The following is a 13,110-nucleotide window of genomic DNA, read 5'->3' as shown; positions in this document are numbered from 1 at the left end:
GTACTGCCAACGCACGGAAAAAGGGGCGACCCGTCGCGGGCCGCCCCTCCTGTCTTTCGCCGGGTTTGGGTCAGTCGTTCGCCGGCGGCGCGACCGGGCTGCCAAGCTCCGGCTCGCGGGAGAACTGCTCTTCGTCCGCCATCGTGTTGCTCGGGTTCGTACCCATGGCGCTGTTGTTCGTCGATCCGTCCATGCCATCGCGCGTGTAACGCTCGCCGCTGACCATGGTATCGGCGTCGATCGCGGTATCGTTCTGAAGCCGGTAGAGCGCACCGTTCGAAATCGCGAAATAGCCGGGGCTGCCATTGTAGTCGTCGATCGTCAGGCGATACCCGTCGTCATCGACGGTATAGGTACCGGTGCGCGGGCTGCCGTCGCTGCCGGTATATTCATAGGTGTTGTCCGACGAATTGAGGCTGAGGCTGGAGGTGGTGCCGTCGGAATTGGCGTAGTTGTAGGTGCCCGAATAGTCGCCGGCATCCGACAGGCGCGTGGCTGGACCGGGTTCGGTCATCCCGGCATCGGTGGACGTCGCGGGGGCGGCCGCGACATCGGTCACGTCGTCCGTCGGCTCGTCGCTGCCGCAAGCGGCGAGCAGGGCCAGGGGCGCCGCTGCGGCGGTGAATTTCAACAGGTTACGCATGATGTCTTCTCCGTGGTGGTTCCGTGAAGAAGCGATCACGCAGCCATGTTGTTCCAAACGTGGCGAGAATGGGGCGAAAATACGGAAGTCGCGCGGCGGGTGCCGGGTTCAGTTCGCGACGCGGATACTTCCCGATCCGCTGTCCGACTGCGTCAATTGGCCAACCCGCCCCGCCCGGATGCTGCCCGACCCGGCGACCGCCGCGCTCAGACGGTCGAGATCGCCAAGCGTTATGCTTCCCGATCCCTGCGTACTGGCCGTAGCGTCTCTTACCGTTGCCTCGCCAGCATCTATGCTGCCGGAACCACCGGTCGACAGCGCCAGCGTATCGATGCGGCCCGAAAGCGTGATCCCGCCCGATCCATGCGTCGACAGCGCGAGGCTATCGGCATTCCAGTCCACCACCCGGACCCGGCCGCTGCCGAATTTCTCGATATCCCGCAGGCCCGGCGCGGTGACCACGGCACGGACATCCCGGCGTGAGGACCACGATCCGTGCGAACCGATGACGAGCGTATCGCCGCTCACATCGACATCGATCAGGTTCACGATGTTGTCTTCCGCCTCGATCGTGACGGAGGGGCGGGGCCCCTGACGGACCTCGACACTTACCGGACCGTTGGCCACGATCCGGTCGAAATTGCCGATCTCAACCTGGCGTTCGACGACATTGCCCGACCCGATGATGTCCGCCTCCCGCCAGCCGGCGCCATCGGCCGAAGAACAGGCCGTCGCGATGACGAGCAGGGCAAGACCTGCGGCGGCGCTTCGTGCGAAGGTCATCGTCGGGCTCCTCGTTTCGTCCTCCGCGGGAAATTAGCCCCGATCCGAACGATACTCAAGCAGCGGCGGACCAGTCAGCCCCGCCCCGCCGATCACATGCGGAACACGCCGAATTGCGGGCGCGGCGGGATCGGCGCCGCGAGGCAGGCGGACAGGCTGAGACCGAGCACGTCACGCGTCTGCACCGGGTCGATCACGCCGTCGTCCCACAGGCGGGCGGTGGCGTAATAGGGATTGCCCTCGGCTTCGTATTTCTCGCGGATGGGCGCCTTGAATTCCTCGGCCTGCTCCTCGGTCCAGGTGTCGGCATCGCGGTGGACGGTGGCAAGGACCGATGCCGCCTGTTCCCCGCCCATCACGGAAATGCGCGCATTGGGCCAGGTGAACAGGAAACGCGGGGAATAGGCCCGCCCACACATGCCGTAATTGCCCGCACCGAAGCTGCCGCCGATGACCACGGTGATCTTCGGCACCTGCGCCGTCGCGACCGCCGTCACCAGTTTCGCGCCGTGCTTGGCGATGCCTTCGGCCTCGTACTTTCCGCCGACCATGAAGCCAGAAACGTTCTGCAGGAACAGCAGCGGAATGCCACGCTGGCAGGCGAGTTCGATGAAATGCGCGCCTTTCTGCGCGCTCTCGGAAAACAGCACGCCGTTATTCGCCAGGATCGCTACGGGCATGCCCCATATATGGGCAAAGCCGCAGACGAGCGTGGCGCCGTACTGGGCCTTGAATTCGTGAAATTCGCTGCCGTCCGCCAGCCGGGCGATTACCTCGTGCACGTCGTAGGGCGCGCGCACGTCCTCGGGGATGATGGAGTAGAGATCCTCGGCACCGTATTTCGGTGCGCGCGGCTCCCTCAAGTCCACTTGAGCTTTCGATTCCGCCCCGAGATGAAAGACGATGTCGCGCACGATGGTGAGCGCATGTTCGTCGTTCTCGGCCAGGTGATCGACGACCCCGGATTTCTTCGCGTGGAGTGCGCCGCCGCCCAGATCCTCGGCACTGATCTCCTCGCCGGTCGCGGCCTTCACCAGCGGTGGGCCGGCGAGGAAGATGGTGCCCTGCTCGCGCACGATGACGCTCTCGTCGCTCATCGCCGGGACATAGGCACCGCCCGCCGTACAACTGCCCATGACGCAGGCGATCTGCGCAATGCCCTTCGCGCTCATCTGCGCCTGGTTGTAGAAGATGCGGCCGAAATGGTCCCGGTCGGGAAAGACCTCCGCCTGATAGGGCAGGTTCGCCCCGCCGCTGTCGACCAGGTAGATGCAGGGCAGGTGGTTCTGTTCGGCGATCTCCTGCGCACGCAGGTGCTTCTTGACGGTCATCGGGTAGTAGGCGCCGCCCTTCACGGTGGGGTCGTTCGCCGCAATCATCACCTGCCGCCCGCCGACGCGCCCGATGCCCGCGATCATGGAGGCGCCCGGCACGTCGCCGCCATACATGCCGTTGGCGGCGAGCTGACCGATCTCGAGGAAGGGCGAGCCGGGATCGAGCAACCGTTCAACGCGCTCGCGCGGCAGCAACTTGCCACGCCCGACATGGCGCTCCCGGTGCTTCTCGCTGCCGCCGCGCGCGGCCTCGGCCACCGTGTCGCGCAGCGTCCTCGCCAGCTTGCGATTATGCGCGGCGCGCGCCTTCGCATCGGGGCCTTGGGTATCGAGCGTGGAGGTAAGGACAGGTGCGGTCATGGCCCTTGCCGATAGCGGCGGCCCGCCAAAAAGCAAAGCCGCCCGGACCCTGTCGCCCGCTCGCGGATTGATTGTCGGCAAGCGTCTTTGAGGGACAAGCCAATGCCGCGCACCGTCGTCGTCACAGGGGCCGAGTCGGGCATCGGTGCGGCATGCGCCGCCGCTTTCGGCGCTGAAGGCGACACTGTCGCCGTCCTCTATTTCGAGGACGCGGATGCGGCAGCCGCCACCGTTCGCGCGGTCGAGAAGGCGGGCGGAACCGGACTTGCCGTGCAATGCGACGTCGCGGACCAAAACTCTGTCGATACCGCGTTCGCGCAGATCGAGATCCGGTGGGGTACGGCAAGCGTGCTCGTCAATTCCGCCGGCCTCAACATGCGCGGCGTGCCCGTGCGCGACATGGCCGCGGATCAGTGGGACAAGCTGGTGGCCACCGATCTGACGGGTGCCTTTCTCACCTCGCGCCGCTTCCTGACAGGCCGCGGGAAGGCGCCAGGCGACGCGTCGATCGTCCACATCAGTTCCATCCACGCCTTCGCCGTTCGCGAGGGAGGGGCCGATTACTGCGCGGCCAAGGGCGGCCTCGCCAACCTCGTGCGCACGCTGGCCATCGAGGAAGCGCCGCGCGGCATCCGCGTCAATGCCATCGCGCCCGGCATGATCCTCACGCCGATGAACGCGCGCGCGCAGGACGATGCCGCCTACCGCGCCAGGCTGGAGGCGAACATTCCGCTCGGCCGGGCCGGGGAGGCGAGCGAGGTCGCCGGACTCGCGGTGTTTCTCGCGTCGGACAAGGCACGCTACATCACCGGCGCGCAGATGGTGATCGACGGCGGCTTGTCGCTCATCCAGGCCACCGGGGCATGACTGCGCAGTTCGTCGATCCGCAGGCGATGGAGCGCGCTGGCAAGGATGACGTGCGCCCGCGCTCCACCGCCATCGATTTCAACGTCGAAGCGCTCGACCTGGTCGAGATCATCGGTCCTCCCGAACTGATGGCGCGCGATTTCATGTCGCCCTATGTCTGGCGCGAAGCGGATGGTCGTTTCGGCATCATGCTGCGGGCGGTGCCGAAAGATCCTTCGACCGCGGCCGATACCGGCCTCGCCTGGAGCGGATGGAGCGAGGATGGCGGCCGTTTCGCGATGCTCGACGCGCCTTCCATAATCCCCGGTCCCGGTGCCGAGGATATCGGCGGCATCGAGGATCCCACCGTCATCCGCCTGAACGACGGCTACGCGGTCTATTACACGGGCGTTCGGGCGGACAGGGCGCACGGCCAGATGTTCTACGCCCGTGGCCCCTCGCTCGACCGGCTGGAGAAAGCCGGCGTCGCACTCGCCGCCAGCGAGACGATGGGCAATACGAAGGAAGCGACGGTCGAGCGCACGCAGAGCGGCGAATGGCGGCTGTTCTTCGAATACGCCTTTGGCGATGCGTCGCGTATCGGACTGGCCACGGGCCGCGACGTCGCGGGTCCGTGGACCTTCCGGCCCAGCCCCTTCATGCCGCGCGAGGACAGCTGGGACAACTGGCACCTTTCCACCGGACCGCTGCTGATGGACGATCCGGAAATGCCGGTCATGTTCTACAATGGCGCGACCCGCGACGCGCGCTGGCGCATTGGCTGGATCGCCTTTTCCGCCGATTGTCTGGCGGTCGTCGATCGCGGTATCATGCCGCTCGTCGTGCCCCCGCCCAGCGACGACCGCGCCGCCACCGACATCGCCTTTGCTGCCAGTTGCGTCAGCGTGGGTGGGCAGGTCTGGCTGTATTACTCGCTGGAGGACAAGAAGCTGGCCCGCGCGCTGGTGCGGCGAAGCTGAGGCGCGACAAGGGCTTGCGGCGCGCCATTGCCGGGCGCACAATGCGCGGCGATCACCGAAGGGTTCGAGCCATGCCGAGATTGCACCGCCCAGCCTCCATAGTGTGCGCCGCCCTTATGGCGATGATACCGGTCGCGGCCCAGGCCGACGTCGCGGGCCGTTACGAGATGGTCGGCGAGAACATTCCGATCCGCATGAGCATGACGGTGGAAGCGGACGAGACCGGCAATGTCCGTCTGCAGATGGGCAGCCAGCCCGGCTATTACCTGGTGATGGACGACGACATCTATGCCGTCGGCGGCGGCATGGGGCGTGACGTGGTGGCCCGCGTGGCGGACATCTCCGCCCTGGCCGACGAGAAATACGCCGAATTCTTCGCCGAGGTTCCGGTGCATGGCGATGACGAAATGGCGCTGGACCTCGTCCCCATGGGGGATGAGACGGTCAACGGCCGCACGGGCACGGCCTATGGCATGGCCGTGGGAGAAGGCGGCGAGGCGCACCATGCCTCGATGGTCATCAGCCGCGATCCGGCGCTCGCGCCGCTCGGGCGGGCGATGCAGACAGCGAACGGTTCCATGTTCCGCAATGCCGGGACGCTCGGCACGATGTTCTCCATGCTCAACGCCGACATTGCGGAAACGCTGGCGGAAGGCGCGTTGCTGCGGATGCTGACGATGGAACTGACGGACGTGTCGTTCGACCCGATCCCGCCCGCGCGCTTCGCCCTGCCGTCCGAACCGCTGTCGCTGGACGAATTGCGCGCGATGACGGCGCCCGAACCTGCCCCGCCGACACTACCGCCGGTGGCCGCGGACTGAGGGTCAGTCCGCCGCGCCGATAAGCTCGCGCCCGATCAGCATGCGGCGGATCTCGTTCGTGCCCGCGCCGATGTCGAGCAGCTTGGCGTCGCGCAGATAGCGCTCGACGGGCCAGTCCGTGGTGTAGCCCGCACCGCCGAGCGCCTGCACCGCCTCGCCCGCCACGCGGAAGGCGTTCTCGCTCGCCAGCAGGATCGTGCCCGCCGCGTCGAACCGCGTGGTCTTGTCGTTGTCGCACGCCCGGGCGACGGCATAGGCATAGGCGCGCGCCGATTGCAGGGCCACGTACATGTCGGCGACCTTGGCCTGCATCAGCTGAAAGTCGCCCAGTCGCTTGCCGAACTGGTTGCGTTCGCGGACATAGGGGATGACGGTGTCGAGGCACGCCTGCATGATGCCGAGCTGTACCCCCGACAGCACCACGCGCTCGTAATCGAGACCGCTCATCAGGACGGCGACGCCTTTGCCGACTTCGCCCAGCACGTTCTCTTCGGGTACCAGGCAGTCCTCGAACACCAGCTCGCTGGTGATGGACCCCTTCATGCCCATCTTCTCGATCTTCTGGCCGGGGTGATAGCCGTCCATGCCCTTTTCGATCAGGAAGGCGGTGATGCCCCTGCTGCCGCCTTCGGGATCGGTCTTGGCATAGACCACCAGGGTTTGCGCAGCGTGCCCGTTGGTGATCCAGAACTTCGTGCCGTTGAGCAGGTATCCGCCCTGCACGCCTTCGGCCTTCAGCTTCATCGACACGACATCGGAACCGGCGGCAGGCTCGCTCATCGCCAGCGAGCCGACATGCTCTCCGCTGATGAGGCCGGGCAGGTACTTCGCCTTCTGCTCCGCCGTGCCCCAGCGGGCGATCTGGTTGACGCACAGATTGGAATGGGCCCCGTAGCTGAGACCCACCGATGCGCTGGCGCGGCTCACTTCCTCGACCGCGATCAGATGTTCGAGATAGCCCAGCCCCGTGCCGCCATCATCCTCGCTCACCGTCATGCCGTGAAGGCCCAGCTCGCCCATCTCGGGCCATAGCTCGACGGGGAACCAGTCCTCGGCATCGACCTTCGCGGCGATGGGGGCAATCCGCTCGTCGGCGAAGCGGGCGACGCTTTCGCGGATCATCATGGCCTCTTGCGAAAGGCCGAAATCGAAATCGGGGGTGGCGCGCACGGGTCTGCTCTCCTTCGTTTCCCCCTCGCCCTAGCAATAGCGCGCACGAGCGCAAACCGGTAACGGTTGCAACCGGGGGCGAGAGGACTCGCGCATCGCGGCGTTTGTCGCTACAAGCGCCTCTGCTGAGACGGGAAACACCTTGAACGAACATGTCGCCATAACGCCGTCCGGCGTTCCGGAGCCCTCGCCCGTTTACAACGACGAGGCGGAGCGGCTGCGCGTCCTGCACAGTTTCGAGGTCGACGCGCTTCAGGACGATCCCGAACTCAACGCCATCGCCAGCTTCGCGGCGCGGCTGTGCAACGTGCCCATAGCGCAGGTCACGCTGGTCGAGGAGGTGCGCCAGCGCTTCCTCGCGGGCGAGGGGCTGGAGGTGGACGACACCCCGCGCGAGGTAAGCTTCTGCCAGCACGCCATGCAGACCTGCGAACTGATGGAAGTGCACGACGCTACCGAGGACGAGCGCTTCGTCGACAACGATCTCGTCACGCGCGATCCGGGCATCCGCTATTATGCCGGCCAGCCCTTGATTTCGGATGAGGGCGCGCCGCTTGGGGCGCTTTGCGTAATCGACACGCGCCCCAATCAAGAAGGCTTGTCGGACTTCCAGCGGGAGGGGCTGGCGGTGCTCGGCCAGGCGGTGCTTCGGCGCCTGCGCAACCGGCGCGAAAACCTGCAGGCCGAAAGGGCCATCGCCGAACGCGAGGAGCGGATGCGGCGGATGATCGACGGTGTCCCGCAGATCGCCTGGTCGGCCGACGCGAGGGGGAATTTCGAGTATTTCAACAGGCGGTGGAAGGAACTGACGGGCGAGACGCCGCCGGCCACCCTCACCCACTGGAAGCGCTTCATCCATCCCGAAGACTGGGAAACGGCGAAAGCGGAATGGCTGCGCTGCTTCGCGGCCGGAGAAGAGTACGAGGCCGAGTTCCGTCTTTGCACCCGGGAGCATGGCTGGCTGTGGATGCTGGCGCAGGCGGCACCCGTGGCGGAACGGCGCGGCGATCCCCTGCGCTGGTTCGGTACGCTGACCGACATCGACGAGGGTCGCCAGCTTTCCGAAGAGCGGGACGTGCTCGCCAAGGAACTGTCGCACCGCATCAAGAACATCTTCGCGGTCGTGATCGGGCTCGCCACGATGAAGGCGCGCAAGGCGCCGGAACACGAAAGCTTCGCGAGGGATCTGACCGATACGCTGCGTTCGCTGAGCCGGGCGCACGATTTCGTCAGGCCGCAGGATGCCGCCATGCAGGAAAGTCTGCAGGGCCTGCTGTCGGCCTTGTTCGAACCCTATCGTGACGAACTGGGCGGCCCGCGTGTGCACCTGTCGGGGGAAGACGCTGAAATTCACCATCGCGCCGCCACGCCGCTGGCGCTGGTCTTCCACGAACTGGCGACCAATTCGGCCAAGTACGGGGCATTGTCGGCCGATGATGGCCATGTCGATCTGGTCGCGGAGGATCGCGGCGACGTCATCGGTCTTGTCTGGACGGAGCACGGCGGACCGCCGGCCGTGGATGCGGGCGAACGCGGCTTCGGCTCCCGTCTGGTCGAAATGAGCGTGAGGGGGCAATTGCAGGGCGAATGGGACCGACGCTTCACCGATGAAGGACTGATCGTCGAACTCACTGTTTCCAAGGACGCGCTGGCCGGTTAGCGTTCCCGCCCGATGCCGGGCGCTTCCCCACCCTTGCTCCAGTTCGACCGCGTATCGCGGCACTACGGCGAGGTAACGGCTGTCGACGACGTCTCGCTATCGGTCGAGCGCGGGGAATTCGTCGCCCTGGTCGGGGCCAGCGGGTCGGGCAAATCGACCTTGCTCAAGACGGTCAACCGGCTGGTCGAACCGACCGCGGGCCGGGTGCTGCTGGAAGGGGCCGACGTTACCGACGGCCCCGCCCCTGCGCTGCGCCACCGGATCGGATACGTGTTCCAGGGGATCGGCCTGTTCACCCACATGAGCGTGGCGCAGAACATCGCCCTTGTCCCCCGGCTGGAAGGGCGCCACCCGCCCGAAGGCCGCATCGCCGACCTTCTCCAGTTGGTCGACCTCGATCCCGCGATGGCAGGGCGCTATCCGGACGCGCTTTCCGGCGGCCAGCGCCAGCGTGTCGGCGTCGCGCGGGCACTGGCGGGGGAACCGCCGCTGCTGCTGATGGACGAACCGTTCGGCGCGCTGGACCCCGTTACCCGGGACGCGCTGGGAGAAAGGGTCAAGCGGCTGCATGCCGAACTGGGGCTGACCACCGTCATGGTCACGCACGACATGGCCGAGGCCCTGCTGCTGGGAACGCGCGTGCTGGTCATGGACGGCGGACGGATCGTCGCCGACGCAACTCCGCGCGAATTGCTGGCGGGCGGCGGGGGGGACGTGGCGCAGGCGCTCGTTGCCGTACCGCGGGCCCAGGCCCGCGCCCTGGCGGACCTGACCTGATGGGCGGCCTCGGCGACGCGCTCCTCGGCCTGGGACCACAACTGGCCGAGCATGTCCTGCTCTGCGCCGCCGCCGTGTCCCTCGGGATAGCCGTCGCCCTGCCCCTGGCCGTGTGGGCCGGTCGCTCCCCCGCCGTCGCCCGCATCGCGCTCGCCTTCGCCAGCCTCGTGCAGACCATTCCCGCGCTGGCGCTGCTGGCGCTGTTCTTTCCCCTGCTGCTCGCCCTGCGGACGGTGTTGGGGGAAGGCTTGCCCACACTGGGCTTCCTGCCCGCCTGGCTGGCGCTGGCGCTTTACGCGCTGCTGCCGATCCTGAGGAACGCCGTCACCGCGCTCGCCAACCTCGATGCCGAGGTGATCGAGGCCGCGGACGGAATGGGGATGACAGCGTGGCAGAAGCTGCGGCTGGTGCAGGCGCCGCTCGTCGCTCCCTATGTCATGGCCGGCATCCGCACGGCGAGCGTCTGGACCATCGGCGCGGCCACGCTGGCCACCACGATCGGCCAGCGCTCGCTCGGCGATCCGATCTTTGCCGGATTGCAGACGCAGAACTGGGTGCTGGTGCTGGCCGGCTGTATCGCCAGTGCCGGCCTCGCGCTCGTCGCCGATGCGCTGTTCGGACTGGTGGAGCGCGGTTTTAGCACGCGCCGGCCGTGGCTTTGCTGGATCGGCGCGGGGCTTGCGCTGGCGGGGATCGGCGGGGCGGCCCTCTCGCTGGTCGATTTCGGCACGGACGAGGGGCGCGGGACGGTGGTGATCGGAGCCAAGAGCTTTTCCGAGCAATACGTCCTCGCCCGCGCCATCGGTTCCGTGCTGGAGGATGCCGGATACGCGGTCGAATATCGGGAGGGACTGGGCAGCGCGGTCGTCCACAATGCGGTCGCGAGCGGGGCGATCGACATCGCCATCGACTACACCGGGACGATCTGGACCAATCAGCTCGGACGGACCGACAACCCGGGCCGCGGGGCGACGTACGAGGAGATCGTGCGGTGGGAGCAGGCCAATACCGGTACGCTGGTGCTCGGTCGGCTGGGTTTCGAGAACGCCTACGGCCTCGCCATGCGGCGGGAACGCGCGCGCGACCTTGGCGTCGCCAGTATCGCCGATCTCGCCCGGGTAGCGCCGCGCCTTGTCATGGGCGGCGATCCCGAATGGTTCGAGCGACCCGAATGGGAAAACCTGCGCGATGCCTACGCCCTGCGCTTCGCGGCCCGGCGCACCTTCTCGCCCACCTTCATGTACAACGCGCTCGCTTCCGGAGAAGCGGACGTCATCAGCGCCTACACCTCGGACGGGCGCATCGCCGCGGACGGTCTGACGATCCTGGCCGACCCGCGCGAGGCGCTGCCCGGCTACGACGCGATCATCCTCCTGAGCCCCCGCATTCGCGACGATGAGCGGCTGAAAGCCGCGCTCGAACCGCTGCTCGGAGCTGTCGACGTGGCAACCATGCGGCAGGCGAACTTCGCGGTCGACCGCGACGAGGACAAGTGGACGCCGGAACGGTCAGCGGCGTGGCTGCTGGACGAGATAGCGCGCTAGGTCGCGGCCGGGAAACCGACCCCATCGGGCCAGTCGGGCGCGGCGAGGCCCATGACCTTGAACAATTCCCCCATCTGGTCTGCGTCGACAAGCCGGTCGCGCGCGCGGGCGAGCGCCTCGGCATGCTGGGGCGCGAACTCCGCCAGCGCGTCGGCACGCTCCGCAATACCCAGCGCGCGCAGCCATTCGCCCTGCTCAACCGTTCCGAGAACGCGGGCACCGCGCGATCGGGCGATCTGTTCCATCTGCGCGAAATCGACATGGGCGGAAAGGTCCACCTCTCCCGGAGCGTCGAACACCCCGGCCTTCCTGTGGCCGCGCACCGCCTGCAAGGTCGATCCGCTGCGTCCGCCGCGATAGCCGTAGTCGATGAACAGCGCCGCCCCGTCCTGGGCGGCAAGGCGACCGGCGACCTCGAACAGGATGGCCGCGGAGGCGGGCGACGTCTCGATCACCGTTCCGGCCGGCGCGTCGCGGCGCGCCTCGGGCACGGCGGAATCCATCGGGCGCTGGCCGGCGGTCTCGACGAAGCGACCGTCTTCCCCGACGGCCACCATCACCTCGCGCCAGCCGGCGTCGGTCCTGACCAGCTGGCGAACCGGCAGCGCGTCGAGGAATTCGTTCGCGACCAGCAGCACCGGGCCGACCATCGGCACGGTCGAAAGGTCGTCGTGGTGGATCGCGCCCGGCACCTGTTCCAGCTGTACGTCGCGCAGCCGGGTCGATCCTTCGACCAGATGCAGCTTCGGTTCCAGCCCGTAGCGCCTCATTGCCCTTGCCGCATCGCGCGCCAGCGTGCCGCGACCCGGCCCCAGCTCGACGTAGTGGACAGGCTCGGTACGCCCGGCGCGAATCCACATGTCGGCGAGCCACAGGCCGATCAGTTCGCCGAACATCTGGCTGATCTCTGGCGCGGTGACGAAATCTCCGGCGCTGCCCAGCGGATCGCGATCCGCGTAATAGCGGGCGTTGCTCTCCCCCATATACTGCATCAGGCTGATCGGGCCGGTGGCGGCGATCAGGCGCCGGAAGGTATCGGCGAGATCGCGCCGCCGATCATCCTGCCCCCCGGGCGGGCTCAAGAAGCCCCGCTTCGGCCCGAAGCCGGTGCGGCGGGGGCCGGGGTCTTCGCCGCGGCCCGGGCCCGCACGGAAGCGCCGCTGGCGACCGGCGGACGCATCAGCGCCCAGATCACCAGACCGCAACCGACGAGGAACAGCGGGATCGTCAACCACTGTCCCATGTTGAGGCCGCTGCGCGCGGCGAAGTCGGCCAGCTGGCTGTCGGGCTCTCGGAAGAATTCGACGATGAACCGTCCGGCGGAAATCATCACGGTGAACACGCCCACCAGCAACGCCGGGCGGTAGCGCGCGCGGGTCAGCCAGAACAGCGACAGCAGCACCACGACGACCAGCAGCCCCTCGAGCCCGGCTTCGTAAAGCTGGCTCGGATGGCGGGCGATGTTGCTCGATGCGCAGGCGATGCCGGGCCGCGGGGCCTGGTCGCAGAAGGTCATCGCCCAGGGCACGCCCTCGCCGGCCGGCCGGCCCCACAACTCGCCGTTGATGAAGTTCGCGATCCGGCCGAAAAACATGCCGAAGCCGACATTGGTGGCGATGTAGTCGCACACGCGAATGAACGGCAGGCCGCCGCGCCAGCTGACATAGGCGATGGCGATCACCGTTCCGATCACTCCGCCGTGGAAGCTCATGCCCCCGTCCCACATGCGCAGGGCGCGCCAGCTGACCCAGCCCTCGCCCGAGAAATCGGTCCACAGGCCCGGTTCGTAGAAGGTGAGATAGCCCAGCCGTCCGCCGATGATGATGCCGAGCATGCAGTAGAAGAACAGGTCGTCGACATGGACCTGCGCCATGGGTGCGCCGGGGGCCTTCACCATCTTCGACAGGTGCCAGTAGCCGACCACCAGCCCGGCAATGTAGGCGAGCGAATAGAAGCGCAGCGTGAAGAAGCCGAGATCGATGCCCGGCTTCAGGCCGAGTTCGCTCCAGCGGAGGACATCGTTCGATGCCGCGGCCAGCATGTCGAGCATGAATACGCCTTCCGAAAACACCTGGCCGCCAGCCGAGCGGCCCTCATCGCCCCGCGCCTTGGCACACTCGCCCGGGCCATGAAAGCCCTCCCGCGCCGCCCGCCGGCCCGGCTCGCTTTGCAAAGCGGCGCTGCGCGCTTAT

12 protein-coding genes are annotated in these 13,110 nt (G+C 67.3%); 6 read left to right on the top strand and 6 right to left on the bottom strand.

Annotated features, from left to right (window positions below; all coding sequences use genetic code 11):
• Positions 1 to 70: 70 nt before the first annotated feature.
• From EG799_RS08220 to EG799_RS08210, 3 genes are all read right to left on the bottom strand, one after another.
• Complete coding sequence (locus EG799_RS08220; RefSeq protein WP_123880223.1) at positions 71 to 643, bottom strand: hypothetical protein; 573 nt, start codon at positions 641 to 643, stop codon at positions 71 to 73.
• Positions 644 to 751: 108 nt separating this feature from the next.
• The gene (locus tag EG799_RS08215) at positions 752 to 1,426 is read right to left on the bottom strand and encodes a head GIN domain-containing protein (protein ID WP_123880221.1); all 675 of its coding nucleotides are present in this window, start codon (positions 1,424 to 1,426) and stop codon (positions 752 to 754) included.
• Positions 1,427 to 1,518: 92 nt separating this feature from the next.
• A complete protein-coding gene (locus tag EG799_RS08210) occupies positions 1,519 to 3,120 on the bottom strand; it encodes a carboxyl transferase domain-containing protein (RefSeq protein WP_123880219.1) in 1,602 nt (533 codons plus the stop codon).
• Between the two features lie 102 nt (positions 3,121 to 3,222).
• Between EG799_RS08210 and EG799_RS08205 the strand changes: the two genes are divergently transcribed.
• From EG799_RS08205 to EG799_RS13975, 3 genes are all read left to right on the top strand, one after another.
• On the top strand, positions 3,223 to 3,987 hold the full coding sequence (locus EG799_RS08205; protein ID WP_123880217.1) for an SDR family NAD(P)-dependent oxidoreductase: 765 nt from the start codon (positions 3,223 to 3,225) through the stop codon (positions 3,985 to 3,987).
• On the top strand, positions 3,984 to 4,946 hold the full coding sequence (locus EG799_RS08200; protein ID WP_234029078.1) for a glycoside hydrolase family protein: 963 nt from the start codon (positions 3,984 to 3,986) through the stop codon (positions 4,944 to 4,946). The genes EG799_RS08205 and EG799_RS08200 overlap by 4 nt, the downstream gene beginning before the upstream one ends.
• Before the next feature lie 116 nt (positions 4,947 to 5,062).
• Positions 5,063 to 5,767 (top strand): hypothetical protein, encoded by a 705-nt coding sequence (locus EG799_RS13975; RefSeq protein ID WP_158611041.1) that lies wholly within the window; start codon positions 5,063 to 5,065, stop codon positions 5,765 to 5,767.
• Positions 5,768 to 5,770: 3 nt separating this feature from the next.
• On the opposite strand, the gene EG799_RS08190 is transcribed toward EG799_RS13975, so the two are convergent.
• Positions 5,771 to 6,937, bottom strand: coding sequence for an acyl-CoA dehydrogenase family protein (locus EG799_RS08190; protein ID WP_123880215.1), 1,167 nt, complete (start codon positions 6,935 to 6,937; stop codon positions 5,771 to 5,773).
• Positions 6,938 to 7,079: 142 nt separating this feature from the next.
• Between EG799_RS08190 and EG799_RS08185 the strand changes: the two genes are divergently transcribed.
• Genes EG799_RS08185 through EG799_RS08175 form a run of 3 tightly spaced genes read left to right on the top strand, consistent with a single transcriptional unit; the run spans position 7,080 to position 10,918 of the window.
• On the top strand, positions 7,080 to 8,597 hold the full coding sequence (locus EG799_RS08185; protein WP_123880213.1) for a sensor histidine kinase: 1,518 nt from the start codon (positions 7,080 to 7,082) through the stop codon (positions 8,595 to 8,597).
• A 12-nt stretch (positions 8,598 to 8,609) separates the two neighbouring features.
• Complete coding sequence (locus tag EG799_RS08180) at positions 8,610 to 9,374, top strand: ATP-binding cassette domain-containing protein (protein WP_123880211.1); 765 nt, start codon at positions 8,610 to 8,612, stop codon at positions 9,372 to 9,374.
• Complete coding sequence (locus tag EG799_RS08175) at positions 9,374 to 10,918, top strand: ABC transporter permease/substrate-binding protein (RefSeq protein WP_123880209.1); 1,545 nt, start codon at positions 9,374 to 9,376, stop codon at positions 10,916 to 10,918. Before EG799_RS08180 ends, EG799_RS08175 begins: the two co-directional genes overlap by 1 nt.
• Here the strand turns inward: EG799_RS08175 and EG799_RS08170 are convergent.
• Together EG799_RS08170 and lgt are read right to left on the bottom strand one after the other, a co-directional pair.
• On the bottom strand, positions 10,915 to 12,000 hold the full coding sequence (locus tag EG799_RS08170; protein ID WP_234029077.1) for a class I SAM-dependent methyltransferase: 1,086 nt from the start codon (positions 11,998 to 12,000) through the stop codon (positions 10,915 to 10,917). The genes EG799_RS08175 and EG799_RS08170 overlap by 4 nt on opposite strands.
• Positions 11,997 to 12,968 carry a prolipoprotein diacylglyceryl transferase gene (gene lgt / locus EG799_RS08165; protein ID WP_123880207.1) on the bottom strand — a complete coding sequence of 324 codons (972 nt, stop codon included), beginning with the start codon at positions 12,966 to 12,968 and terminating at the stop codon, positions 11,997 to 11,999. The genes EG799_RS08170 and lgt overlap by 4 nt, the downstream gene beginning before the upstream one ends.
• Positions 12,969 to 13,110: the final 142 nt, after the last annotated feature.

The organism is Aurantiacibacter spongiae, assembly GCF_003815535.1.
GTDB lineage: Bacteria > Pseudomonadota > Alphaproteobacteria > Sphingomonadales > Sphingomonadaceae > Alteraurantiacibacter > Alteraurantiacibacter spongiae.
The sequence above is the reverse complement of the archived record's forward strand: the minus strand, read 5'-3'. Positions and strand labels throughout refer to the sequence as shown.